The organism is uncultured Corynebacterium sp., from assembly GCF_902782855.1.
Classification (GTDB): Bacteria; Actinomycetota; Actinomycetes; order Mycobacteriales; family Mycobacteriaceae; genus Corynebacterium.
Map to the genome: position 1 here is coordinate 1 of NZ_CACZOO010000038.1, position 24,001 is coordinate 24,001.

Genomic DNA, 24,001 nt, shown 5'->3' on the forward strand with positions numbered 1-24,001 from the left:
GGACGTCCAGTTCCTCCCGGACGTCGACATCGTCTGCCCCGACTGCCACGGCACCCGCTACTCCCCCACCGCCGACAGGTACAGGCGCGACGGGGTGAGCCTGCCCCGACTGCTCTCGATGACCGTCGATGAGGCGCTCGCGACGGTCACCGGGCTGGCCAGGGTGCGACGCCGTCTCGCCGCGTTCGCCGAGCTCGGCCTGGGCTACCTCACTCTCGGCGAAGCCACCCCGGCGCTGTCCGGTGGCGAGGCGCAGCGGCTCAAGCTGGTCAACGAGCTGCACCGGGACCAGTCCGACGCGGTCTTCGTCCTCGACGAACCGAGTGTGGGCCTGCACCCGGCCGATGTCCGTGACCTGCTGGCGGTCCTGCAGCGGCTCTGCGACCGCGGGGCGACCGTACTGGTCATCGAGCACGACCTGGACATGGTCGCCAACGCCGACCATGTCATCGACATGGGCCCCGGCGGTGGTGCCGACGGCGGGCGCATCGTGGCCACCGGGTCTCCGGACGAGATCGCCGCGGACCGTGCCTCGGTCACCGGAAGGTACCTGCGGGCCCACCTGTACGGTGAGTCGCATGACAATCACCGCAGCCGCTGACGGATCCGCTCTCGGCAACCCCGGCCCCGCCGGGTGGGCCTGGTACATCGACGACGACACCTGGCGTGCCGGCGGATGGCCCCACGGCACGAACAACATGGGTGAGCTCAAGGCGGTCCTTGACCTGCTCGAGTCCACCGCGGACGCAGGTCTTGCCGATGAGGACCTGCTGGTCCTGTGCGACTCCCAGTACGTCATCAACTCGGTGACGAAGTGGATGCCGGGCTGGAAGAGGAAGGGGTGGAGGAAGCGCGACGGCAAGCCGGTGCTGAATGTGGACCTCATGAAGGCGATCGACGCTGCGCTGCAGGGACGCCGCGTCCGCTTCGAGTGGGTGAAGGGGCACGCCGGACATCCGATGAACGAGGCCGCCGACCAGCGCGCCAACGCGGCGGCAACGGCGTTCCAGAGGAAGCGTGCACCGGAGGAGGGGCCGGGCTTCGACGCCACGTCCGCTCCTGCGTCTGCCGCGGTTACGGTGGAGGCACCGGGGACCGGCGTCCGCGTCCCCTCTGATGTTGACGCCGTCGTCGACCGTGAGCTCGCGCTGCTCTCCGATGCGGTGCGCGGCAACCGGGAGCTGGCGTCCCGCCTGCTGCACGGGGAGATGACGGAAACCGGTCCCGACGGTCAGCGGTTGAGCCGCGGGGAGGCGTTGGACGCTATGTCTCCGCTGGTCGGGTTTGAGGCGGTCGATGAGGTGTGCGCCGCGGACATCACGGCGACGCGGATCGCGCCGACTGTGATTCTGCTCACCTATATGACGTCGGGGGCGACCGGGGGTACGGAGAGGGCGTCCCTCTGGGTCCGCGAGGGTGAACAGTGGACACTGCGCCACCACCAGGCAACTCCAGTCCAGAGCTGACACAAGGCCCTAGCGGTTAACCTCGTTGACCACAAGTCGCCCACCCCGTCCGCGGGTGAACTGGTGGCAATATTGCATTGCGTGCAAGAATGCATCCGGTGTACAACGGTCTCTCGTGACTGAGAGAGACACCGAGTGCCCCGGACTGCGCGAGCGCAAGCGCCGGGAGACCAGACTGCGGATCGAGGACTGCGCCACCGCGCTGATCCTCGAACGCGGTTTCGACCAGGTCACGTTGGAGGAGATCTGTGAGGAAGCCGGTGTGAGCCGACGGACCTACTTCAACTACTTCGCGTCAAAGGACCAGGCAGCCTCCGGGACCGGCATCCCCGCCATCCCGCAGGAGGACCTGGACAGATTCGCCACCACTGACTCGGACAACGTCGTCCGTGACATCCTCCGCTACATCGGAAGACGCATCGACAACGACCCCGACATCTCGCCGGCGCTCTCCCTCGACGAGGAGACCAGCCTGCGGATCCGGGACCGACGCCGGGCGATCATGGCGGTCACCCCGCACCTGATGGTGTCCGGGATGAGACGTTTCGATCAGCTGGCGGGATCGATCCTCGAGGCGATCGACAGCCATCTCACCACCTTCCCCGAACAGCGACGGTCCACGGACCTCAGCACCCGTGAGGAAGCGACCCTGCTGACATCCTTCATCCGCCAGTGCCTGATCACCGGGCCGCTCATCCATCCGGACCGCGACCTCCCCCGGGAGGACATGTTGAACCGGACCGGTTGTGACCTCATCGGACTGGCCGCCGCCTACGCCGACAACTGGGACTGAACCGGCCCCACCACCCAACTCCACCGGAAGTCAACGAGAAGAGAAGACAGATAACGCACATGACAGACACGACGACCGACCGGGTGACCCCCGGCACCGCGACCGCGACACCGACCAAGAACAACATTCCACTGGTCTTCAGCGCCCTCATGCTGGGCATGCTGCTGGTCTCCCTGGGACAGACGATCTTCTCCACCGCCCTGCCGACCGTCGTCGGTGAGCTCGGCGGCACCGACCAGCAGAGCTGGGTCATCACCTCGTTCCTGCTGGCCCAGACCATCGGCCTGCCGATCTACGGAAAGCTCGGCGACCAGATGGGCCGCAAGCCGCTGTTCATCTTCGCCCTGTTCATGTATCTCATCGGCTCCCTGGTCGGAGCACTCGCCCCGAACATCTGGGTCATCATCGTCGCCCGCGCCATCCAGGGCATCGGTGGCGGCGGCATGATGGTGCTCTCGCAGGCCATCATCGCCGACGTCGTCCCGGCCCGTCAGCGCGGCAAGTACATGGGTCTCATGGGCGCCGTCTTCGGCCTGTCCTCCGTGCTCGGCCCCCTGCTCGGTGGCCTGTTCACCGATGGCCCCGGCTGGCGCTGGGCCCTCTGGTTCAACATCCCGATCGCGCTGATCGCCATCGCCATCGCCGTCTTCGCGCTCCACATCCCGAAGCGCGGCGAAGGCGCCCGGCTCGATGTCTGGGGCACCCTGTTCATGGCAGGCTTCTCCACCTGCCTGATCCTCTTCATCACCTGGGGAGGCAAGGACTACCCCTGGGGTTCCGCCACGATCATCGGCCTCATCATCGCGACCGTCGTCTGCGCCGTCCTCTTCGTCTTCGCCGAGTCGAGGGCCGCGGCCCCGATCATTCCGCTGGAGCTGTTCCGGAACCGTAACTTCGTGCTCTGCTCCACCGCCGGTGTCGTCATCGGCATCGTCATGCTCGGCGCTCTGGCCTACATGCCGACCTACATCCAGATGGTCCACGGGATGACACCGACCAAGGCCGGCCTGATGATGATCCCGATGGTCCTCGGCCTCCTGCCGACCTCCATCGTCGTCGGTGTCGTCGTGTCCCGCACCGGCAGCTACAAGTGGTACCCGGTCATCGGCATGGTCGTCGTCGCCGTCGGACTGTTCCTGCTCGGCGGTCTGGAGACCCATGACGGCCTGGTCCACCTCGGCCTCGTCCTCTACGTCTTCGGCTTCGGCATCGGCATGGCCATGCAGATCCTCGTCCTCATGGTCCAGAACTCCTTCCCTGTGTCCATGGTCGGCACCGCCACCGCGTCGAACAACTTCTTCCGCCAGATCGGCATGTCGGTCGGATCCGCCGTCGTGGGTTCGGTGTTCACCTCCCGGCTGCAGGACGACATCGGTGACCGTGTCCCCGGCGCCATGGAATCCCTCGGCGACAAGGCGACGGACTACATGTCCCTCTTCTCCGGTGAGAGCCACAGTCTGACCCCGGAGATCGTCAAGCACCTGCCCGGGGCCCTGCACGAGGCGATCATCACCAGCTACAACGACGCCCTGGTGCCGATCTTCACCGTGCTCATCCCCTTCGCCCTCATCGCGGCCGTCATCCTCTTCTTCACCCGCGAGGAGAAGCTGAAGGAGACCATCGAGTAGCTCCCCACCTGCTCCGGTACGCACGAAGCCCCGCTCACCGTGTCCCGGTGAACGGGGCTTCTCCGTCTGTCACGGGTCCGGGGTCAGGACGCGGCGTCCGCCCCCGGCTGCACCACGCGCTCATGGTACTCGGGGTGCGCGGGGCCGCCCTCCAGGACCTTCTCGAAGCTGACGATGTCCCGCCAGCTGCCCTTCATCGGACCGTAGGTCATCTTGGCCATGGTGTGCGCGGTGCCGATCTCCTGGAAGCCCCGTGAGCGGTGCAGTCGCATCGACCCGGAGTTCTCCGGGAAGACCACGGCATGGATCGCCCAGCACCCGGCCTCGGTGGACTTCTCGATGAGGTGGTCCAGGAGAGCCCCTGCCACTCCCCTCCCCGTGGCCGCCGGGGACACGTAGACGGAATCCTCCACCACGCCGCTGAAGACGGCCCGGTGGGAGTACCAGGATCCGGTGACCCAGCCGAGGACCGTACCGTCCTCGTCAGCAACGAACATGAGGTTGGGACGGCGGTGGGCGGTGAACTCCGCCCACGTGACTGTCTGCCCTTCATAGGTCGCGTGACCGGTGTCCATGCCGGCCTGCTGAATCGACGCGACCTGTGGGTAGTCGACCTCCCCCATGGGGCGGATGATGAATGTCATGCCGATGATTTTAAAGGCGCGGGGCCCGGCGCGCACACGCTCACGTCAGCCGCGCTCCAACAGGTCCGTGACCAGTTCGGCGATCGCCGAGCGCTCGGACCGGGTGAGGGTGACATGGGCGAACAACGGGTGCCCCTTGAGTTTCTCGATGACCGCCTGGATCCCGTCGTGGCGTCCCACCCGGAGGTTGTCGCGCTGGGCGACATCGTGGGTGAGCACGACCCGCGAGTTTCGGCCGATCCGGGACAGCACGGTGAGCAGGACATTGCGTTCCAGGGACTGCGCCTCGTCGACGATGACGAAGCTGTCATGCAGACTGCGGCCCCGGATGTGCGTCAGCGGCAGAACCTCCAGCAGCTCCCGGTCAACGACCTCGTCGAGCACGTTCTCACTGACCAGGCCCTCGAGGGTGTCGAAGACCGCCTGGGCCCACGGGTTCATCTTCTCGTCGGCGTCTCCCGGCAGGAAACCGAGGTCCTGCCCACCGACGGCGTAGAGCGGACGGAAGACGACGATCCGGCGGTGGCGGTTGCGTTCCATGACGCTCTCCAGCCCGGCGCACAGCGCCAGCGCAGACTTGCCCGTGCCGGCGGACCCGCCGAGGGAGACGATGCCGATCTCCTCGTCGAGCAGGAGATCCAGTGCCAGTCGCTGCCGGGAGCTACGTCCCCGCAGGCCGAACGCCTCCCGGTCGGTCGGGACCGCCCGCAGGACCCCGCCCGGGGCGACCCTCGCGATCGCCGACTGACTGCCTGCGGTGAGCTGCACGCCGCAGTGCACCGGGAGATCGGACAGCGGGGCGCCGTCATCATCGAGGCGGGCGTCCACGATCCCCGCCCCGTCGGTCGCTCCGGTGGCGAAGAGGTCGTCGATCACGGCGGCGTCGACCTCCGCACCGGTCATGCCGTCGTAGCCGGTGAGGACGACATCCTGGGCGCGGTACTCGTCGGCGGCCAGGCCGACCGAGCCGGCCTTGACACGCAGCGGGACGTCTTTGGTGACCAGGGTGACCGCCTCGCCGTCCCGGCTGAGGTTGAGGGCGCAGGTGAGGATCCGCCGGTCGTTGTCCGCGCCGTCCGGCTTCGCCCCGGCGCTGAGCCTGAGCCCCGCGGGGAGCACCGATTCATCGGAGTGGTTGAGCTCCACGCGCAGCGTCCCGCCTTCCGGGGTGACCGTGATGTCCCGGTCCAGGCGCCCCTCGGCCCTGCGGAGGTCTTCGAGGAGGTTGAGCGCCTGGCGGGCGAACCAGCCGAGCTCCGGGTGGGACCGCTTGCCTTCCAGTTCACTGACGACCACGACCGGGAGGACCACCCTGTGCTCCGCGAACTTCAGCAGCGCCCAGGGGTCCGAGAGAAGGACGGAGGTGTCGATGACGTAGGTGCGTAGACGGACGCAGGCCGCCCCGTCGGAGCGGCCTGCCGGTGTGGTGACGGTGGTGGTGTCGGTCATGTCCCCGACGCTAGGACGCCGACGTGTTACTCACATGGTTGTGAGATGAACACCGTGTGAAATCGCCCGCCGCACCGTCCCCGGGGGTCCGGGTTCTCCGCCGGAGGTTCACCGGGAGCTCGTTGCCCGGCGACCCCGACAGACACCGACGAACTGCTGCACCACCTCGTCATCGCGGTCACGTCGCCACACCAGGCCGATTCCGGTGGTCGGTGCACCCGAGAAGTTGCGGTGCACGACTCCCCTCCGGTTGACGGATCGGAGCAGCGGCCGGGGCGCGATGACGCAGCCCACGTTCGCCGCGACGACCTCCAGATTCTCCCGGACCCGCGACGGTGACACACCACGGTAGAGCACCGTCTCTCCGTCGAGGTCGGCCGCGGTCGCCGGTTCCTGGTCGGCCAACGCCTCCAGGGTGTGGTCCTTCGGTACCGCGATCCCCGGCGTCTCCGCGTAGAGACGGACCCGGTGGAGATCGTGGACCGTCATCTCCCGCTCGCCGATGTCCGGCACACCCGCAAGCTCCCCCGTGCCGACACCACCGTCCCAGCTCTCGCCGGGGAATCGTACGATGCCGATGTCCGCGGCGCGGGAGAGAACATGAGTCAGGGGGGAGTCCGACTGCGCCCCGGCCGCCTGCCATCCGTCAGTCCGCTCATCGAACCGGGAGAACCATTTGCCGGGGACGACCCCCGGCGCGAAGACGACCCTGAGATAGCGCATGACGTCATCCTATCGGCTCCGGGGCGCCCTCCCCCACTACACTGAACGGCCATGAGCGACGCGAACCGCATGAAGCCGCAGACCGCGGCGAAGAAGCTGAACATCTACCTCCCCGCGACCCCGGCGGAATTCCGGGAGACCCCGCTGACCCACGATGAGTTCGTGGCTCTGCAGGCGGACCCGCCGGAGTGGCTGCAGACGCTGCGCCGGGAGGGCCCGTTCCCCCGTCCCGAAGTGGCCCGCAAGCTCGGCATCACGATCACCGCACTGAAGGCCAACGACGCCGACCGGCCCCTGACCGCCGTCGAGATCAAGGCCCTGCTCGCCGACCAGCCGGAGTGGCTGCGCACCGCCCGCACTGCGCTGGCCGCCCGCCGTACCGAGGAAGGTAAGGGACGCGACGCCGACGCGACCGAGGCGATCGAAGACTAGTTCCGGGCAGGACTGAGGCCCCGCTTCCCTGGGTGACGAGCCAGGGAAGCGGGGCCTCAACAGTGGAAGGGCCCGGATCGCGGGTGACGAATCCGCGGGGGCTCATGCTTCCGTTTTGCCGCCACTGACAGGTGAACTGCAGCCCAGGGTGCGCGTTGGAGGTGCCGCAGCCTCGTTCCGTTGATCCGGTGAGAAGAGGAAGCCGGATGTCTCGGACTGGGGCTGAATACCCTGGATTCCACCTGCCGTTGCGGCTGATCCACAACTGCAGTGCGCCGTAGGTGACTAGCCTTCGACACGTCCATGAGGTTAGCGAGACCTAAAGCAGCGTGTCAACAATTCGACAACATCAATGTTGCGTAATTGACCAGCAGGCCTATTCATTGCCACGTGACCAGCGCATTCCGGAGTACCGGACATCTCGGGCACCACCACCCCCGCGTGCCACCCCCGGGGCATCTCAACCCACCCGTCCGGCATCTTTGTTGCGCTTTCCGCCCCCGATGCGGATACTATGAATTTGTAATCACCTGAGAGACGCAGGTCACATGGTTTCCCAAAGTGAGTTTCACCCCACTGCCTGGCGTCCTCACCCCCGCACCCTCCCCCGAGGAAAGGTCGACATGAAGAACTTCCTGCCCCGAACCATCTTCAACGAAGAACACGACATGTTCCGCGAAACCTGCCGCAGCTTCGTCGATACCGAGATCCGTCCCAACGTGGACAAGTGGCACGAGCAGGGCTTCTGCGACCGTTCCATGTACCGGGCGGCCGGGGAACTCGGACTGTTCGGCATCACCTCCCCCGAGGAGTTCGGCGGCGGCGGAATGCCCGACTACCGCTTCAACGCGATCCTCTCCGAGGAACTCGCCGAGGCGGACTGCGGCTCCGTCATCGTCTCCATCCAGGTCATCAACGACCTGGTCATCCCCTACCTCGAGCGATTCGCCTCCGACGAGCAGAAGCGTCGGTACCTCGCCCCGCTGTGCTCCGGCGAGAAGATCGGCGCCATCGCGATGACCGAGCCCGGCGCCGGAGCCGACCTCGCCGGCATCCGCACCACCGCGCTCAAGAACGACTCCGGCGACTACGTCATCAACGGTTCCAAGACCTTCATCTCCAACGGCATCCAGGCGGACTTCACCCTCGTCGTCGCCATCACCGACCCGTCCCAGGGCCGCGCCGGTGTCTCCATCATCATCGTCGACTCCGAGACCGAGGGCTTCACCAAGACCGGCCCGCTCAAGAAGGTCGGCCTCAAGGCGCAGGACACCGCCGAGCTCAACTTCGAGAACGCCGTCGTCCCGGCCGCGAACCTCCTCGGTGAGGAGGGCGCCGGCTTCGGATACCTGCGCACCAACCTCGCCCAGGAGCGGGTCTCCATCGCCGTCGGCTCCATCGCCACCTCCCGTCGCGCCTTCGACCTCGTCTACAAGCACTCCCAGGACCGCAAGACCTTCGGGAGCCGGCTCATCGACCACCAGGCCTACCGCTGGGAACTGGCCAAGATGGCCACCGAGATCCAGTCCGCGCAGTCTTTCGTCGACGCCGCGGTCGAAGCCAAGGTCAACGGGGAGCTCGACGAGGTCACCGCATCCATGGCCAAGTACCTCACCACCGAACTGCAGATCAAGGTCGTCAACACCGCCCTGCAGCTCCACGGCGGCTACGGCTTCATGATGGAGTACCCCATCGCCACCCACTACCTCGACTCGCGTGTCCAGCCGATCTACGGCGGCCCGAACGAGATCATGCTGGAGATCATCTCCCGCCGACTCGCCAAGGGCCTCAAGTAGGTTTCTGAGGCCTACTCCCCGATGAAGTGCGGGGGGCGCTTCTCCAGGAACGCGGACATGGCCTCCACATGGTCCTTCGTGCCGAACAGCCGCAGCTGGGCGTCCCCCTCCTCGTCGGCGCGGGCGTTGACCGCGGCGGCGTCCCGCACGAGTGCCTTGATCTCCCGGTAGGACGCGGTCGGGCCCGTCGCGAAACGCTGCGCCAGGGACGCCACAGCCCCCTCCAACTGGTCCGGCTCCACCACCGAGGTGACGATGCCGAGGGCCGCAGCCCGGTCGGCGGGGATCTTCTCGTCGAACAACAGCAGCTCCAGTGCCTTGGTCTGGCCGACCGCGTCGGTCAGCGACTGCGAGAGGCCGCAGTCGGACGCCAGGCCCACCCCGGAGAACGCACCTTTGAGGCTCGCGGCCGAGGACATGACGCGGAAGTCGCAGGCCATCGCGATCCCCCAGCCCGCGCCGGCTGCCGGCCCCTGTACCGCAGCGATGACCGGTACAGGAATAGACAGCAGTGCCGCCATCATCGGGTTGTACTCCTCGACGACCTTGTCCGACCCTGTTCCCTCGCGGGCGTCGACCAGCTGCTCCCTGAGGTCCTGACCGGAGCAGAAGGCCTTCCCCGCCGCAGCGACGACGACTGCCCGTACCGGCCCACCGCCGACGGCGTCCGCTGCGGCGGTGGTGAACGCGTCAATCAGCGCGAGTCGCAGGTCACGGTTCAGCGAGTTGAAGGCGTCCGGACGGTTGACGGTGATGGTGCGGACGCCGGCGGCGTCGGTGATCTCCACAAGACTCATGGCACCGAGACTACCGGGCGGCGTACCGACCGATCATGCGCTCGGGGGAACTCCGTCACCGGACTCCACCAGCTCCACCCCCGCACAGGCCATCTGGTTGAAGGCGACCGCCCCACCGCCCGGAGTCACCGGGGAGCACAGGTCAGTCAACGTGCGCACCCCGAACTCCTCGGCGACGGCGTCCAGCGCGGTGGCCCGGACGCAGAAGTCCGTGGCGATCCCGCAGACGTCGACGTCGGTGACGCCCCTGGCCCGCAGCCAGCCGGCGAGCAGGCCCTCCGCCCCCTCCAGATGCCCCTCGAAGCCCGAGTAGGCCGCGGTGTGCTCACCCTTGAGGAACCAGGCGTCGATGAGCGACGTGTCCAGGTCCGGATGCGGTTCCGCCCCGGGAGTCCCGGCGACGCAGTGCACCGGCCAGGTCTCCTCGAAGTCCGGCACCGTACCCTCCTGGGCGAAGTGCCCCTCAGGGTCGATGTGGTGGTCCCTCGTCCCCACCACTGCCACGTAGGTGCCGGCCGGCACCGACCGCAGGTACGCGGAGACCGCCGCCGCCACCTCCGCCCCTCGGGCGGTTCCCAGGGATCCCCCGGGGCAGAAGTCATTCTGGATGTCGACGACGATCAGCGCGCGCACGGGTGACTCCTCAACCAGCTCTAGACCAGCTTCCAGTCCTCGAGGCCCGGGTACAGCGGGAAGTCCGCGGCGACCTTGTCCACCCGGGCGCGCAGGGCTGCGGTGTCGGCGTTCTTTCCCTGGGCCAGGGCGGTACCGATGATGTCCGCGACCTCGGTGAAGGCGGGGGCGTCCAGGCCACGGGAGGCCAGGGCCGGGGTGCCGATGCGCAGACCGGAGGTGACCATCGGCGGGCGCGGGTCGAAGGGGACGGCGTTACGGTTGACGGTGATGCCGACCTCGTGCAGCAGGTCCTCCGCCTCCTGACCGTTGAGCTCGGACTTGCGGAGATCGACGAGCACCAGGTGCACGTCGGTGCCTCCGGTGAGCACCTGTACACCGGCGTCCGCCGTGTCGCGGGCGGTGAGCCGGTCGGCGAGGATTTTCGCACCCTCGAGGGTGCGCGCCTGGCGGTCGCGGAACTCGTCGGTCTGGGCGATCTTCATCGACACGGCCTTCGCCGCGATGACGTGCATCAGCGGCCCACCCTGCTGGCCCGGGAAGACCGACGAGTTGATCTTCTTGGCGTACTCCTGCTTCGCCAGGATCATGCCGGAACGCGGACCACCGAGGGTCTTGTGGACCGTGGTGGAGACGATGTCGGCGTAGGGTACCGGCGACGGGTGCAGGTCGGCGGCGACCAGGCCCGCGAAGTGCGCCATGTCGACCCAGAGCTTCGCCCCGACCTCGTCTGCGATCGAGCGGAAGGCCGCGAAGTCCTGGTGACGCGGGTAGGCGGACCAGCCACCGATGATGACCTGCGGCTTCTTGGCAATGGCCTGCTCGCGGACCTTGTCCATGTCCAGACGCATGGTCTCCGGGTCGACCTCGTAGGCCGCGACCTCGTAGAGTTTGCCGGAGAAGTTCAGCTTCATGCCGTGGGTGAGATGCCCGCCGTGCGCCAGCGACAGGCCCATGATCTTGTCGCCCGGGTTGGCCAGCGTCATCAGCACGGCGGCGTTGGCCTGTGCACCGGAGTGCGGCTGGACATTGGCGAACTCGGCACCGAAGACGGCCTTCGCACGGTCGCGGGCGAGGTCCTCGATGATGTCGACGTTCTCACAACCGCCGTAATAGCGGCGGCCCGGGTAGCCCTCAGCGTACTTGTTGGTGAGCACGGAGCCCTGGGCCTGGAGGACGGCGCGCGGGACGAAGTTCTCACTCGCGATCATCTCCAGGGTGTCGCGCTGCCGGGAGAGCTCACCGGCGATGGCGGCGGCCACCTCCGGGTCGAAATCCCCGAGGGGGAGATTGTGTTGGGTGGTGTCGGTCATCGGTGGAGTACCTTTCGCAGGTCTGCGTCAACGGATCACCGCACATCCTATCCTGCCCAGGTCCGACCCGGGCCCACGGCGTCCCCGGTTTGGTCCTCCCCCTCGCCTGAGGGGAGAATACGGCTCGTGCCCGACTCCTTCCCCCCGTCCCCCGACGTGAACCCGTTCCTCGAACTCGACCGCGCCCAGTGGCAGACCCTTCGTCGCTCCATGCCCCAGGTTCTCAGCGAGGAGGAGCTCGCGGAACTCCGGGGCGTGGGCGAGGACATCGATCTGGAGGAGGTCAGCGAGATCTACCTGCCGCTGTCCCGCCTCATCGACCTGCGGTTCCAGGCGATCCGTCGGCTCAACGAGGCGACCGGCACCTTCCTCGGCGAGACCATGCCCCATGTCCCTTTCATCATCGGGGTCTCCGGCTCCGTCGCCGTCGGCAAGTCCACCACCGCGCGCCTGCTGCAGGTCCTGCTGCAGCGGTGGGAGTCCACCCCGCGGGTCGACCTGGTCACCACCGACGGTTTCCTCTACCCCGCCGCCGAACTCAACCGCCGCCACATGATGGGGCGCAAGGGGTACCCGGAGAGCTACGATCAGCGGGCGCTGATGCAGTTCGTCACCGCGGTGAAGTCGGGTGCCGCCGAGGTCCCCGCCCCCATGTACTCCCACGAGACCTACGACCGCCTTGACAAGGTCCACATCGTCGACCGGCCGGACATCCTCATCATCGAGGGGCTCAACGTACTGCAGACCGGGCCCTCACTGATGGTCTCCGACCTCTTCGACTTCTCCGTCTACGTCGACGCCGACCGCGCCGACATCGAGCGGTGGTACATCGACCGTTTCCTCAAGCTGAAGAATTCGGCGTTCCGGAACCCCGGCGCCCACTTCCACTACTATGCGGGCCTGTCCGACGATGACGCCCGCATCGTCGCACGGGAGATCTGGCAGACCACCAACCTGCCCAACCTGGTGGAGAACATCCTGCCGACCCGTATCCGGGCGCACCTGGTGATGACGAAAGGACCCGACCACCTCGTCGAGACGGTCCGGATGCGCAAGATCTAGGGGGCTACTTCCCGAAGCGCCGTTGCCGGGTCGAGAAGTCCCGCAGCGCGCGCAGGAAGTCGATGCGCCGGAACGCCGGCCAGTAGGTCTCGGTGAACCAGATCTCCGAGTACGCCGACTGCCACAGCAGGAACCCGGACAGCCGCTGTTCCCCGGAGGTCCGGATCACCAGGTCCGGATCCGGCTGTCCGGAGGTGTACAGGTGCTCGGTCAACGAGTCGACGGTGATCCGCTCCGGGATCTCCGCGACAGGGACGCCCTGCTCCCCCAGGTCCGTGACCAGGTCCCGGACGGCGTCCACCACCTCCTGGCGGCCGCCGTAGCCGACGGCGATGTTCACCTGCGGCCCCTCGTGGGAACGGGTCCGTTCCTCGGCCTCGGCGAGTCGCCCGCACAGTTCCTTCGGCAGCAGCTCGGCGCGTCCGATCACCCGGAGGCGGAACCCGTCCTTCGCCGAGGCGATCTCATCGGAGACGTCCCCGATGATCTCCATGAGCAGTTCCAGCTCATCGGCACTGCGTCCGAGGTTCTCCGTGCTCAGCAGGTACACGGTGACCGTGTCGATCCCCTGCTCCTCGCACCAGCCGACGACCTCGACGATCTTCTTCGCCCCGACACGGTGGCCGTGGGTGACGTCGGTGAAGCCGTTCTCCCGGGCCCACCGGCGGTTGCCGTCACACATGATGGCGACATGGGACGGCCGGGGTCGCCCCCGCATGAAACGGATCAGCCGCTGCTCGTAGAGCCGGTGGAGGATCAAGGGCGGCCACCCCGGGGATCCTCGTCACCCTCACCGTACTGTGCTGCGAGTTCCTCCGGCTCCGCCAACGGCCACGCCTGCTCCTCGACCTCGTCGTCGTTGAGCCCCTGGTCACGCGCCATGGCTGCGTCGATGCCGTCGATGTCGAAAGGGTCCATGGCATGCTTCTCAGCGTATTCGCGTCGCCGGACCATGTTCTTCATCCGCCGGTTGAACAGCACGCCCAGGGCGAGGATCACCACGAGCAGGGCGACGATCACCAGCAGACCGACCGGGGACGCCTTACCGAACTCCGGCCCCTGGGGCCCGGTTTTCTCCGCCTGGGCGAGAACGGTGTAGCCGAGTGACCCGGCCTGGGCGGTGACGAGGTGAAGATCCTGCAACATGTGCTCCAGAGTATCCGAGGGAACAGTCACCACCCTAGTCGGGCACGACTCCCGTGAAGAGGTCGTCCTCCGGGAAGGTGGTCGGGACCCGGGCCGCGGCGAGCTCGAACTCCTCGGTCGGCCAGATCCGCTCCTGGAGTTCCGTCGACACGGCGAAGAACGGGCCGTCCGGGTCGATCTGGGTGGCGTGGGCCCGAAGGGCTGCGTCCCGCCGGGCGAACCAGGGTGCGCACGCGATACGTGTGGTCACCCGGGGCATGATGTCCGGGACGTCGTTCCACCGCTCCAGGGCACTCGCCGCGGTGAGGTTGCCTGCCTCCTGCTCCGCCCGGGCCAGCAGTTCGAAGCGCCGCCGGATGAAACCGTGCGTGTAGTACATCTTCTGCACCGTCCACGGCTCGCCCAGGTCAGGACGGTACCCGGGGTCCCCCGACCGTTCCCAGGCACGCACACTCACGGCGTGGGTCTTGATGTGGTCCGGGTGCGGGTAGCCGCCGTTCTCGTCGTACGTGATGATCACGTGTGGCCGGAACGCGCGGAACACCGCCACCATCTTCGCCGTGGCCTCCTCGGTGTCCGCCAGAGCGAAACAGCCCTCAGGCAACGGGGGCAACGGGTCCCCCTCCGGCAGGCCGGAATCGATGTAGCCGAGCCACTCCTGCTCCACCCCGAGGATCTCGGCGGCGTGGGCCATCTCCGCGATCCTGATCTCGTGCATGTGCTCGGCCACTCCGGGGCGGTCCATCTTCGGGTTCAGGATGCTGCCGCGTTCCCCGCCGGTGCAGGTGAGCACCTTCACCGTCACCCCCTCGTCGGCGTACCGCGCCATCGCCGCCGCCCCCTTGCTCGACTCGTCGTCGGGGTGGGCGTGGACCGCGAGCAGGCGGAGACCCGCATGCCCGGCGGCGGAGAGGTTCGGAGACAGGGATGGCTGCATGGAAGACCATTCAACAACGCCCGGCCTGCGGCGTCCAGCCGCCACCCCGGGCCGGGATTCCCGCTCCCCCGGCCCCGCCCCCTAGGATGGGGACCATGAGTTCCCAGAGCAAGGCGTCCTACGGTGGCCGTGACCAGAACACCCGCGGGGTCAGCGGAAAGTTCCTCGTCATCGGCATCGTCGGCGTCCTGTTGGTTGCCGGGGTCTTCATCTGGAGCCAGTGGCGCAACAGCTCCGACGCCGACGTCTCCGCCACCGTCGCCGGGTTCTCCGACAACACCGGTGACTCGATCATGATGAACCTCGACATCACCCGGGATGACAGTTCCCGCCCCGCCTACTGCATCGTCACCGCGATGAACTACGACAAGGCCGAGGTCGGACGCCGCGAGGCCGTCGTCGCCGCGGGCGGGGACGCGACCACCCGGCTGCGGATCAAGGTCCCGACCCGGGAACAGGCGGTCGCCACCGACGTCTACGGATGCTCCACGATCTTCCCCTCCTACCTGGACGACAGCACCACCACAGAAGACTGACACCGGCCCGGACAGTGGACGGGACACCGGTGCTACACTGTGCGGCGAACAAGGCGCGGCGGTACCCCGCCGCGCCCAAGGTCTACCCGCAGGAGGACTCGACCGGACATGGCCGACAATCAGACGACCTGGCTGACCCAGGAATCCTACGACCGCCTCAATGACGAGCTGGCCGCGCTCAAGGGCAACCGCACCGCGTTGGCCGCCGAGATCAACGAACGCCGCGAAGAGGGCGATCTCAAGGAGAACGGCGGCTACCACGCCGCCCGCGAACAGCAGGGCCAGGAGGAGGCCCGCATCGCCTACCTCGAGGAGCTGCTCGACAACGCCACCATCGGTGAGGCCCCGGCGGAGTCCGGTGTGGCCCTGGTCGGTTCCGTGGTCCACGTCTACTACGACGGTGACGAGGACGACAAGGAGACCTTCCTCATCGGAACCCGCGGCCTCGAGTCCTCCAACCCCGACCTGGAGACCTACTCCACCGATGCCCCGCTGGGTGCCGCCCTCATCGGGGCCAGGGAGGGCGAGACCCGTGAGTACGCCGCCCCCAACGGCAGCACGATCTCCGTCACCCTGGTGACCGCGGAGCCGTACGACCCGAACCGTGACATCCCGCGCGCTGAGCAGTAGACGTCAGTCGCCGCACACGTCCACGACAGACCGAGGAAAGCCCCCGCCCGGAATCAGGTTCCGGACGGGGGCTTTCTCTGTCGGTCTCCACTACCTGCGACAGGCGCCGCTAGTCGTTGTTGAGGTACGACAGCAGGCGGAGGATCTCGGTGTAGAGCCAGACCAGGGTCACCGCCAGGCCGAGGGCGACGCCCCAGGCCATCTTGGACGGCGCCCCGGCGCGGATCAGCTGGTCCGCCTGGTCGAAGTCCGCCAAAAAGCTCATCGCGGCCAGACCGATGCAGACCAGGGAGAAGATGATGGCGATCGGGCCACCGTCGCGCAGCGGACCGGCACCGTCAGTGAACAGTGAGAAGACCAGGTTGCCCAGGGCCAGGACGCAGACACCGATGAGGGCGCTGATCATGATCTTGGTGAACTTCGGGGTGACCCGGATCGCACCGGTCTTGTAGACCACGAGCATGCCGACGAAAACACCGACGGTACCGAGGATCGCCTGGAAGATCATCGCCCCGGCGTCGGAGTCGCCGACCGCCATGCCGGAGAGTGCCCAGCTGAAACCACCGACGAACAGGCCCTCGAAGGCTGCGTAGACGAGGGTGACGACCGGGGAGCCGAACTTCCTGCTGAAAGAGGAGACCAGCACGGCAATGAAGCCACCGACGGCACCGATGAGCATCAGCCCCAGCGCCAGGCCCGGGTTGTCCTTGGCGATCACCATCGTGACAGCGGCGAAGACGACGATCACGGCGAGGGTGATGCTGGTCTTCGTGACGACGTCATCGACGGTCATCGGCCGGTCGGCGGAGGCCGCCGGGACACCGTAGTTCGGGGACTGCCGGTACCCGGGCTGGGCCTGGGCTGCGTAGGGGTTCTGGGCGTAACCCGGCTGGGAGAATCCTCCCTGGGCACCGCCCTGCTGGTAGGCCATGGACTGCGCCCGCTGGGACTCGGCCGTGGCCTTGGTCAGCGAACTCATGTACGGGTTCGAGCTCTTCACTGTCTGGGACCTTTCTGGGACGCCGCCGGCGTCACTCGGGAATGTCACACCCCGGAGTGCAAGGTGAACACGGTTTCTCGTCTTTCTCATAGTAGCAACGGACGACTCTCCCACTGTGTTCCCGGTGCGTTCCGTAACGTGGATTCCAAATCCACCCACGCGCCGGCACCGAGTCAGATAATGTTTGCCGACATGACCATCAAGCGACTCCCCTACGGCGCCATTCCCGACGATGTCGCCGACGAACTACGTAGCCTCACCGTCAACGCGGTCACCGGGAACCTCGACTCGGGTGACCGTCTCGAGATCGAGGGCCCGTTCACCGGAGAGACCGTCGGCTGGGTGGGCCGCGGCACCGAGGCCGACGTCGAGGAGGCCTTCACCCGTGCCCGTGCCGCCCAGAAGATCTGGGCGAGGACCTCCTACAAGGAGCGCGGGAAGATCCTCCTGCGCTTCCACGACCTCGTGCTCAAGCACCGTGAACTCATCATGGACGTCGTCCAGCTGGAGACCGGCAAGAGCCGCGACTCGGCGTACGAGGAGCTCATGCACACCGCGATGACCGCCCGCTACTACGGCAACCACGTCGGCACGATCCTCAGGCCCAAGCGCCACACCGGCGTCATCCCGATCCTCACCAAGTCCACCGAGCACCACCTGCCCAAGGGCGTCATCGGCCAGATCGCCCCGTGGAACTACCCGCTGACCCTGGGTATCTCCGATTCACTCCCCGGCATCGCCGCCGGCAACGCCCTGGTCGCGAAGCCGGACTCCTCCACCCCCTTCACCTCTCTGCTCGCTTTCAAGCTGCTCTTCGAGGCCGGACTGCCGCGCAACGTCGTCCAGCTGGTCACCGGTCCGGGCCGTGTGGTCGGCAACGCGATCGCCGAGACCTGCGACTACCTCATGTTCACCGGCTCCACCGCCACCGGTAAGCACCTGGGCGAGATCGCCGGGCGTCGTCTCATCGGCTACTCCGCCGAGCTCGGCGGCAAGAACCCGCTCATCATCACCCGGCACGCCGAGGTGGACAAGATCGTCGACGGTGTGGTCACCGGCTGCTTCGCCAACTCCGGTCAGCTGTGCGTCTCCATCGAGCGCATCTACGCCCACACGGACGTCTACGACGAGTTCGTCGAGAAGTTCGCCAAGGCCGCCTCCGCCATGAAGATGGGTCCCGGTTTCGACTGGTCGGTCACCATGGGCTCGCTGGCGGGCGCGTCCCAGGTCGCGACCGTCGAGAAGTACGTCGACGACGCGAAGGACAAAGGCGCGAAGGTCGTCGCCGGTGGCAGGGCACGACCGGATCTCGGCCCGTACTTCTACGAGCCGACCGTGCTCACCGACGTCCCGGCCGATGCCCTCCTCGCCCGTGAGGAGGTCTTCGGCCCGGTCGTCTACGTCGAGAAGGTCGACTCCCACGCCGAGGCCGTGGCGAAGGCCAATGACACCGAGTACGGTCTGAATTCGTCGGTCTGGGGCCCGTCGAAGGAGGCCAACGAGGTCGCCGAGCAGATCTACTCCGGCACGGTCAACGTCAACGACGGCTACGCCGCCGCGTTCGCCTCGGTGGACAACGAGATGGGCGGCACCAAGGAGTCCGGGCAGGGCCGTCGCCAGGGCCACTACGGCATGCTGAAGTACACCGAGACCCAGAACATCACCGAGCAGCGGCTCATCCCGATCCGTGGCCCGAAGTTCCTGAAGCCCAGGGCCTACGCGGCGCTGATGACGGTGCTGTTGTCGCTGGGCAAGAAGACGAGGATCCTGCGCTAGCTGTAGACTCCGCTGCTGTGACGGACACGACCGGGGCAGCAGGGGATTCCACGACGGTGGACCGGACGGCGCAGATGCTGGGCAGGGTGCAGCGTCGGCACTGGGACGCCGACACCGACCGCTACCACGATGATCACGCGGACTACCTGGACACCTTCCACTGGTGCCCGGAGCGGCTCACCGAGGCGGAGGCCCGACTGCTGGGAGCTCCGGATGATCTCGCCGGACGCACCGTGGTCGAGGTGGGCTGCGGCTCCGCCCCGTGTGCCGCGTGGCTCGCAGGGCAGCTGCGGCACACCGGTGCCCGGGTCGTGGGGGTCGACATCTCCCACGGCATGCTCACCCGCGCCCCACGGATCGACGGGCTGCATCTTCTCCAGGCGGATGCGGCGTCCCTCCCCGTCGCGGAGGACGCCGCCGACGTGGTCTTCTCCTCTTTCGGCGGCTATCCCTTCCTCGCGGACCTGGGCGCGGCGATGGTGGAGCTCGCCCGGGTGCTGCGTCCCGGTGGACGGGGTGTCATCGCGGTGAACCACCCGACGGCGTGGATTTTCCCCGATGACCCGGATGAGCTGACAGCTGCCATCCCCTACTTCGAGGACGTCTACCTGGAGTGGGAACGGGACGACCCGGCCGATCCGGGGGCGCTGCGCTACGCGGAGTTCCACCACACCATGGGCGACTGGGTGCGGGCCTTCGCCACCGCCGGGCTACGGCTGATCGACCTGGTCGAGCCGGAGTGGCGGGAGGGGACGCCGACCTGGGGGCAGTGGTCCGCCACACGTGGTCGGGTGTTCCCCGGGACGGCGATCTTCGTGCTGGAGAAACCGGACACTACCCACGCACCGGGCGGACGCTGACCTCCTCGACGATCGCCTCGTCGGTGATGTCGACCGCCAGCCGCACCGCTGCGGCGACTGACTCGGGGCGGACGTAGCGGGCCCCGTCATAGTCGGTGTTGCCGAGCTCGGTCTGCAGGGCGACCTGCATGTCCGTGTCGACCCGGCCGGGATGCACCGAGCTGACCCGCACGGTGCCCCGCTCCTCCTCACGCAGGGCGTCGGTGAAGGCCCGCAGCGCGAACTTCGTGCCCGCGTACTGGGACATCCCCGGCGCCGACCGGTGGCCGGAGCCGGAGTTCACGGTGACGACGGTCCCGTGGGCGGTGCGCAGCGCGGGCAGGAGGAGCCGGGTGAGTTCGGCGACGCCGAAGACGTTGACCCGGAACATCCGCTCCCACCCGTCCCAGGTGGCGTCCTCCACCCGGTCGTGCCAGGACAGGCCGGCGGAGTGGACGAGGACGTCCAGCCGTTCCAGGCCCAGCTTCCCCACTGCACCGGCGAGGGACGCCGGGTCACCGAGGTCGGCGTCCTGGCTGGACCAGGAGATGACGCGGTGGGTGCGGGAGAGGTCGGCGACCACGGCGGCGCCGATACCGCGGGAACCGCCGGTGACGAGGGCGACGGGAACATCGGTGCGGGTGGGGCTGTTGGAAATGTCAGACATGTCCCCGAGCGTAGTGGTCCGCCCGTATGCTCGGAGACGCACAGTACCTCCAGCGGAAGGCGCCCCCCATGTTCGAAACCACCCTGACCACCCTCATCCTCGGCGCGATCGCCGGTGTCGGCGCATGGTGGGCCGCCGACCAGAAACGGTGGGGCTGGTCGTTCATCCTCGGTGCGCTCACCCTGGTCTTCGCCATCGTCGCGATCTCCACCGCGTTCGCCGGGGCGGTGGCCCTCGTGTTCAAGCTGCTGCCGGTCCTGCTGATCGTCCTGGTCGGCTGGTTGGGGTTCAAGCAGCTGCAGAAGAAGTAGACTGCGGCCGCCGCGGGAGGTCCGTACCGTAGAGAGGACGTAGAGAGGACACGGTGTCAGTTCCCGGTCACCAGGAAGGCGGATCCCGTGCGACTCCCGCCCAGATCTTCCGCCGTAGCAGCCGCCGCTGTGACACTCCTCGTCCTCCTCCGACTCCACCGCACTCACCGGCTCCACCGACCGGGTGACCGAGGACAGTCTCCCCGATGACGACGGTTCCGCGCTCATCATCCACCAGTCCCTGAACAACTACGGACCACTACGGACAACTACGGCAGTATCCCGGAGCGCTACGCCCCGGACGGACCGGATGAGGATTCCCCGGAGACCGGTGACGCCGACGGACGCCGGGGTTGTTCGTCGATGAACTGTCGGGTCTGTCGGATGCGTTGTCCCTCGACAGCTACGACCTGCTGGTGCATTCCGCAGGCTGCTGGATCGTCCTGGGTTTCGCCCTGCGTCAGCCTGCCGGGCTGCGTCGGCTCGTGCTGGCGAGCACCTGTGCGGACATGCCGCTCTACCGGCGGGAGATCGCCGCACTGAAGGACCGCTCTGCCCGACGGTCTCGGCACCGTCATCGACCGGTGCGAGGCCGGGGGACTGACGAACTCTGCGGAGTACGGCCGGGCGTACGGCGCGTTCCAGAAACTGCATGTCCTGCGACTGGAGCACATGCCGAACCACATGCTGGCCTCCATCGCCGGGCTCAACGATGAGATCTACGGTGCCCTGCTCAGCCCGGAGTGGAACATGACCGGGTCACTGAAGGAATGGTCGGTCGCCGACCGGTTGGGGGAACCGGATCTTCCGGTGCTGGTCACCTCAGGGCGCTTCGACGAGATGACACCGGCCACGGTCCGTCCGATGGTGGACGCGATCCCCGGCGCCCGGTGGCGCGTCTTCGAGAACTCGGCGCACATGGCGATGATGGAGGAGCCGGAGGAGTACGCACAGGTGGTAGACGCTTTTCTGACGCGGTAACTTCCTGTTACGAGGTTCGGGCTACCCGCCGTCGACGGCATCGTTCACCAGCACAGCCTCATCGATCTGGGAGGCAAGCTTCTTGTCGAAGGTGAGTAGCGGACCCGCTCCGTTGCCATCGGCGGTGAGCGCCAGATAGATGTCGGCGACTGAAAGCTTGGGGTGAGCGAGGTACCTCTCGATCACCGCACCCCAGAGTCTGCGATCGAACGCGATGGTGCTCTGAGCTGCGAGGGTCGCGAATGCCGTCCCCACGCTGGACCTCGGCAGTTTCAGTACACGTTCCAGAACGAAGACCACCTCAACGAGCGCAACATCAGCGACGTCCAGACGAGGATGGGTCGCAATGATTCGGTCGACCTCGGTTGTCTGCGCAGGCACATCGTCGAGCAACCACCGCAGAATGCAGTTGGTGTCAAGACTCGCCATGCCGGGCCTCCGCCTGGGCCTGCCAACCATCTCCACTCACCGGCGCAGTCCCCCATGTTCCCTGACGGATCGCTTCAGCCCTGAGCTGTGCCCTTGTATCTTCGATCTCCGGTGGGGCATCCACGATGATCCTTCCGTCCTCGATATTCACGGAAACCTTCTGCCCTGGTTTCAGGTGGAGTGCGTGACGGACCTGTGCAGGCAGCGTGATCTGCCCCTTCGACGTGATCGTGGTGTACATGGTCATGTTCGTAATACTAGCGATTCACTGTAGTACCTGTCCATGATTTCGTACGTGTTCCTCGCCCTCACCCGTCCAGCTCCTTCACCAGTGCCAACGCCGCCGAGATTCCGGCCGTCATTTTATTTATCACAGTCGTGATATATTGGTGGCCATGCCGAAGATCGTAGACCCTGACCAGCGGCGCCAGCAGATCCTGACAGCCGCCTTCCGCCTCATCGAGACCCGCGGGGTCGACGGACTTTCCTTCCGTACCGTCGCCGACGAAGCTGGCCTGAATGTCGGCAGCATCCGCAATACCTACGCCAGTCAGCATGACCTCCTGGCCGCCGCAGCCAAGGACGTCGGCGACCGCATGGACCGTCGTCTGAACCGCCATGACCTCACGGGCTCCCCGGGGACCCATACCGTGGACACCGCCGCCGCAGTACTCGGCGAACTCCTCCCCCTCGACGAGGAACGACGCCTGGAGAACATCGTCCTCGGTGAGTTCATGATGGCCTCACGGACGAAGGAGGTCTTCCGGAACATCACCGATCGCATGTCGACGGACATGCAGAGCGTGGTGGGCATCGTTCTCCACGGACTCGGGGTTCCACCCGAACGCGCCGCACGCTCCGCAGTCAGCATCAAGACCCTCATGGTCGGCATGACCTTCGATGCGTCCACCAGCCACGGTGCCCTGCCTCCGGAGCAGATGATTCTCCTGATCACCGAGGCACTGCAGTCCGCGGCGGAAAGGACGCGCTGATGCCCCGCTGGTTGTTCGCGTTACTCGTTGCCGCACTTGTCTTCTACACCGACGACTACATCATCGCCGGAATCCTGCCGGAACTCGCCGATGACCTGGGTGTCTCTGAAGCGCAGGCCGGACAGCTCGTCACCGTCTTCTCCCTGACCGTCGCGGTCTCCGCACCCGTCGCCGCTGTCAGCCTCATCCGCGTCAGGCGCAGCACCCTGTTCACCGTCACCCTGGGCATCTTCGCGTGTGCGAACCTCGCAGCAGCAGCGACCTCGGACTACTGGGTACTGATGGCCCTGCGTGTGATCGCTGCACTGTGTGCGGGAGCGTCCACCCCGGCCATCTTCTCGTGGACTGCACAGCAGGCACCGCCGGAGAAGATCGGCCGCTACATCAGCGTGGTCGCCATGGGAGTGACCGGGGCCATCGCCCTCGGCGTCCCGCTCGGTACCCTCATCTCCCACGCGGTGAGTTGGCGGGTCAGCTTCCTCGCCCTCGCGGTCTGCGCGTTGGTGACCATCGCCGCGATCCGGCTGACCATGGTCACCGACACTCGTGGCGAAGAGGAGGTTCCCGTCACCGAGCAGCTCAGGGCGCTGACCAGCTCACCGGTCGCACTGACATTGGCCGTGAACGTCGTGGCGATGTCCGGGTCGATGATGGCTTTCACCTACCTCTCCCCGTTCCTGGAGGGAGCTGCGCCGGGTCACGAACTGCGTGCTCTCACCTTCGCGGCCTCCGGGGCCTGCGGGATCATCGGCGTATGGGCGGGCGGAGTACTCACTGACCGGTTCGGCCCGGTGCGCACGGTCGTTCTCGGACTGGGCGTCCTCGCTGCCGGGTGTGCCGGCTGCCTGCTGTTGTGGACGCAGGCGCCGCTGAGTTCCGGTACCGCAGTCACCGCCCTGGTGGTCGCCGGGGCAGTCCAGGCGCTCGGGGCGTTCTCGCTCTCACCGGCGTTCACTGCCCGGCTGTCCACCACCGCTGGAGATGGTGCGGACGCCGCGATCGCACTGAATACCTCCGGGAC

The 24,001-nt window shown here is 67.1% G+C and carries 27 protein-coding genes and 1 pseudogene; 15 read left to right on the forward strand and 13 right to left on the reverse strand.

Annotated elements, in window-relative coordinates; all coding sequences use genetic code 11:
- The 4 genes and pseudogenes from QZV72_RS01535 to QZV72_RS01550 form a co-directional block, all read left to right on the forward strand.
- Nucleotides 1-601: pseudogene (locus QZV72_RS01535) on the forward strand (excinuclease ABC subunit UvrA); the annotation flags it as partial.
- Nucleotides 579-1,466 carry a ribonuclease HI family protein gene (locus tag QZV72_RS01540; protein WP_297004357.1) on the forward strand — a complete coding sequence of 296 codons (888 nt, stop codon included), beginning with the start codon at nt 579-581 and terminating at the stop codon, nt 1,464-1,466. The pseudogene QZV72_RS01535 and the gene QZV72_RS01540, both read left to right, overlap by 23 nt.
- 115 nt (nt 1,467-1,581) lie before the next feature.
- Entirely contained in the window at nt 1,582-2,259 is a 678-nt protein-coding gene (locus QZV72_RS01545) for a TetR/AcrR family transcriptional regulator (protein ID WP_297004360.1), read from the forward strand.
- A gap of 59 nt (nt 2,260-2,318) precedes the next feature.
- Complete coding sequence (locus QZV72_RS01550) at nt 2,319-3,887, forward strand: MDR family MFS transporter (protein ID WP_297004363.1); 1,569 nt, start codon at nt 2,319-2,321, stop codon at nt 3,885-3,887.
- A gap of 83 nt (nt 3,888-3,970) precedes the next feature.
- On the opposite strand, the gene QZV72_RS01555 is transcribed toward QZV72_RS01550, so the two are convergent.
- From QZV72_RS01555 to QZV72_RS01565, 3 genes are all read right to left on the reverse strand, one after another.
- Nucleotides 3,971-4,531, reverse strand: coding sequence for a GNAT family N-acetyltransferase (locus tag QZV72_RS01555; RefSeq protein WP_297004366.1), 561 nt, complete (start codon nt 4,529-4,531; stop codon nt 3,971-3,973).
- A 45-nt stretch (nt 4,532-4,576) separates the two neighbouring features.
- Entirely contained in the window at nt 4,577-5,980 is a 1,404-nt protein-coding gene (locus QZV72_RS01560) for a PhoH family protein (protein WP_297004369.1), read from the reverse strand.
- 108 nt (nt 5,981-6,088) lie between these two features.
- The gene (locus QZV72_RS01565) at nt 6,089-6,703 is read right to left on the reverse strand and encodes a LysR substrate-binding domain-containing protein (protein ID WP_297004371.1); all 615 of its coding nucleotides are present in this window, start codon (nt 6,701-6,703) and stop codon (nt 6,089-6,091) included.
- A 69-nt stretch (nt 6,704-6,772) separates the two neighbouring features.
- Here QZV72_RS01565 and QZV72_RS01570 point away from each other — a divergent pair, with 69 nt between their 5' ends.
- Both QZV72_RS01570 and QZV72_RS01575 read left to right on the forward strand, forming a co-directional pair.
- Nucleotides 6,773-7,135 (forward strand): DUF5997 family protein, encoded by a 363-nt coding sequence (locus QZV72_RS01570; RefSeq protein WP_297004422.1) that lies wholly within the window; start codon nt 6,773-6,775, stop codon nt 7,133-7,135.
- Nucleotides 7,136-7,758: 623 nt separating this feature from the next.
- Entirely contained in the window at nt 7,759-8,931 is a 1,173-nt protein-coding gene (locus tag QZV72_RS01575; RefSeq protein WP_297004374.1) for an acyl-CoA dehydrogenase family protein, read from the forward strand.
- An 11-nt stretch (nt 8,932-8,942) separates the two neighbouring features.
- Here the strand turns inward: QZV72_RS01575 and QZV72_RS01580 are convergent, their stop codons facing one another.
- From QZV72_RS01580 to glyA, 3 genes are read right to left on the reverse strand one after another with little or no spacing between them, the layout of a single operon-like run.
- Nucleotides 8,943-9,728 carry an enoyl-CoA hydratase/isomerase family protein gene (locus tag QZV72_RS01580; RefSeq protein WP_297004375.1) on the reverse strand — a complete coding sequence of 262 codons (786 nt, stop codon included), beginning with the start codon at nt 9,726-9,728 and terminating at the stop codon, nt 8,943-8,945.
- A 33-nt stretch (nt 9,729-9,761) separates the two neighbouring features.
- Nucleotides 9,762-10,361: an isochorismatase family protein gene (locus QZV72_RS01585; RefSeq protein ID WP_297004378.1), complete on the reverse strand. Its 600-nt coding sequence runs from the start codon at nt 10,359-10,361 to the stop codon at nt 9,762-9,764.
- A gap of 20 nt (nt 10,362-10,381) precedes the next feature.
- Nucleotides 10,382-11,674 (reverse strand): serine hydroxymethyltransferase, encoded by a 1,293-nt coding sequence (gene glyA, locus QZV72_RS01590; RefSeq protein ID WP_297004384.1) that lies wholly within the window; start codon nt 11,672-11,674, stop codon nt 10,382-10,384.
- A gap of 126 nt (nt 11,675-11,800) precedes the next feature.
- On the opposite strand from glyA, the gene coaA reads away from it, so the two are divergent.
- A complete protein-coding gene (coaA, locus tag QZV72_RS01595; RefSeq protein ID WP_297004387.1) occupies nt 11,801-12,736 on the forward strand; it encodes a type I pantothenate kinase in 936 nt (311 codons plus the stop codon).
- 4 nt (nt 12,737-12,740) lie between these two features.
- Here coaA and QZV72_RS01600 read toward each other — a convergent pair whose 3' ends face one another.
- Genes QZV72_RS01600 through mca form a run of 3 tightly spaced genes read right to left on the reverse strand, consistent with a single transcriptional unit; the run spans nt 12,741 to nt 14,819 of the window.
- Complete coding sequence (locus QZV72_RS01600) at nt 12,741-13,496, reverse strand: isoprenyl transferase (RefSeq protein ID WP_297004391.1); 756 nt, start codon at nt 13,494-13,496, stop codon at nt 12,741-12,743.
- Nucleotides 13,493-13,882 (reverse strand): hypothetical protein, encoded by a 390-nt coding sequence (locus QZV72_RS01605; protein ID WP_297004394.1) that lies wholly within the window; start codon nt 13,880-13,882, stop codon nt 13,493-13,495. The genes QZV72_RS01600 and QZV72_RS01605 overlap by 4 nt, the downstream gene beginning before the upstream one ends.
- A 34-nt stretch (nt 13,883-13,916) precedes the next feature.
- A complete protein-coding gene (gene mca / locus QZV72_RS01610) occupies nt 13,917-14,819 on the reverse strand; it encodes a mycothiol conjugate amidase Mca (protein WP_297004396.1) in 903 nt (300 codons plus the stop codon).
- A 95-nt stretch (nt 14,820-14,914) separates the two neighbouring features.
- Here mca and QZV72_RS01615 point away from each other — a divergent pair, with 95 nt between their 5' ends.
- Both QZV72_RS01615 and greA read left to right on the forward strand, forming a co-directional pair.
- On the forward strand, nt 14,915-15,355 hold the full coding sequence (locus QZV72_RS01615) for a DUF4307 domain-containing protein (protein ID WP_297004399.1): 441 nt from the start codon (nt 14,915-14,917) through the stop codon (nt 15,353-15,355).
- Between the two features lie 108 nt (nt 15,356-15,463).
- On the forward strand, nt 15,464-15,985 hold the full coding sequence (gene greA / locus QZV72_RS01620; RefSeq protein ID WP_297004401.1) for a transcription elongation factor GreA: 522 nt from the start codon (nt 15,464-15,466) through the stop codon (nt 15,983-15,985).
- 109 nt (nt 15,986-16,094) lie between these two features.
- Here the strand turns inward: greA and QZV72_RS01625 are convergent, their stop codons facing one another.
- Nucleotides 16,095-16,985: a Bax inhibitor-1/YccA family protein gene (locus QZV72_RS01625; protein ID WP_297004424.1), complete on the reverse strand. Its 891-nt coding sequence runs from the start codon at nt 16,983-16,985 to the stop codon at nt 16,095-16,097.
- 192 nt (nt 16,986-17,177) lie between these two features.
- Here QZV72_RS01625 and QZV72_RS01630 point away from each other — a divergent pair, with 192 nt between their 5' ends.
- Both QZV72_RS01630 and QZV72_RS01635 read left to right on the forward strand, forming a co-directional pair.
- Nucleotides 17,178-18,761: a succinic semialdehyde dehydrogenase gene (locus QZV72_RS01630; RefSeq protein WP_297004403.1), complete on the forward strand. Its 1,584-nt coding sequence runs from the start codon at nt 17,178-17,180 to the stop codon at nt 18,759-18,761.
- Nucleotides 18,762-18,835: 74 nt separating this feature from the next.
- Nucleotides 18,836-19,621, forward strand: a complete 786-nt coding sequence (locus QZV72_RS01635) for a class I SAM-dependent methyltransferase (protein WP_297004425.1) — start codon at nt 18,836-18,838, stop codon at nt 19,619-19,621.
- Here the strand turns inward: QZV72_RS01635 and QZV72_RS01640 are convergent.
- Entirely contained in the window at nt 19,596-20,267 is a 672-nt protein-coding gene (locus QZV72_RS01640; RefSeq protein ID WP_297004405.1) for an SDR family oxidoreductase, read from the reverse strand. The genes QZV72_RS01635 and QZV72_RS01640 overlap by 26 nt on opposite strands.
- 68 nt (nt 20,268-20,335) lie before the next feature.
- On the opposite strand from QZV72_RS01640, the gene QZV72_RS01645 reads away from it, so the two are divergent.
- Together QZV72_RS01645 and QZV72_RS01650 are read left to right on the forward strand one after the other, a co-directional pair.
- Nucleotides 20,336-20,578, forward strand: a complete 243-nt coding sequence (locus QZV72_RS01645) for a hypothetical protein (RefSeq protein WP_297004408.1) — start codon at nt 20,336-20,338, stop codon at nt 20,576-20,578.
- A gap of 672 nt (nt 20,579-21,250) precedes the next feature.
- Nucleotides 21,251-21,559 (forward strand): hypothetical protein, encoded by a 309-nt coding sequence (locus QZV72_RS01650; protein WP_297004409.1) that lies wholly within the window; start codon nt 21,251-21,253, stop codon nt 21,557-21,559.
- A 21-nt stretch (nt 21,560-21,580) separates the two neighbouring features.
- On the opposite strand, the gene QZV72_RS01655 is transcribed toward QZV72_RS01650, so the two are convergent.
- Complete coding sequence (locus QZV72_RS01655) at nt 21,581-21,988, reverse strand: PIN domain-containing protein (RefSeq protein WP_297004411.1); 408 nt, start codon at nt 21,986-21,988, stop codon at nt 21,581-21,583.
- Nucleotides 21,975-22,235, reverse strand: coding sequence for an AbrB/MazE/SpoVT family DNA-binding domain-containing protein (locus tag QZV72_RS01660; protein ID WP_297004415.1), 261 nt, complete (start codon nt 22,233-22,235; stop codon nt 21,975-21,977). The genes QZV72_RS01655 and QZV72_RS01660 overlap by 14 nt, the downstream gene beginning before the upstream one ends.
- Before the next feature lie 148 nt (nt 22,236-22,383).
- On the opposite strand from QZV72_RS01660, the gene QZV72_RS01665 reads away from it, so the two are divergent.
- Both QZV72_RS01665 and QZV72_RS01670 read left to right on the forward strand, forming a co-directional pair.
- Nucleotides 22,384-22,980, forward strand: a complete 597-nt coding sequence (locus QZV72_RS01665) for a TetR/AcrR family transcriptional regulator (RefSeq protein WP_297004418.1) — start codon at nt 22,384-22,386, stop codon at nt 22,978-22,980.
- Nucleotides 22,980-24,001: MFS transporter (locus QZV72_RS01670; RefSeq protein WP_297004420.1), on the forward strand; the 1,022-nt coding region annotated here is incomplete at its 3' end. The genes QZV72_RS01665 and QZV72_RS01670, both read left to right, overlap by 1 nt.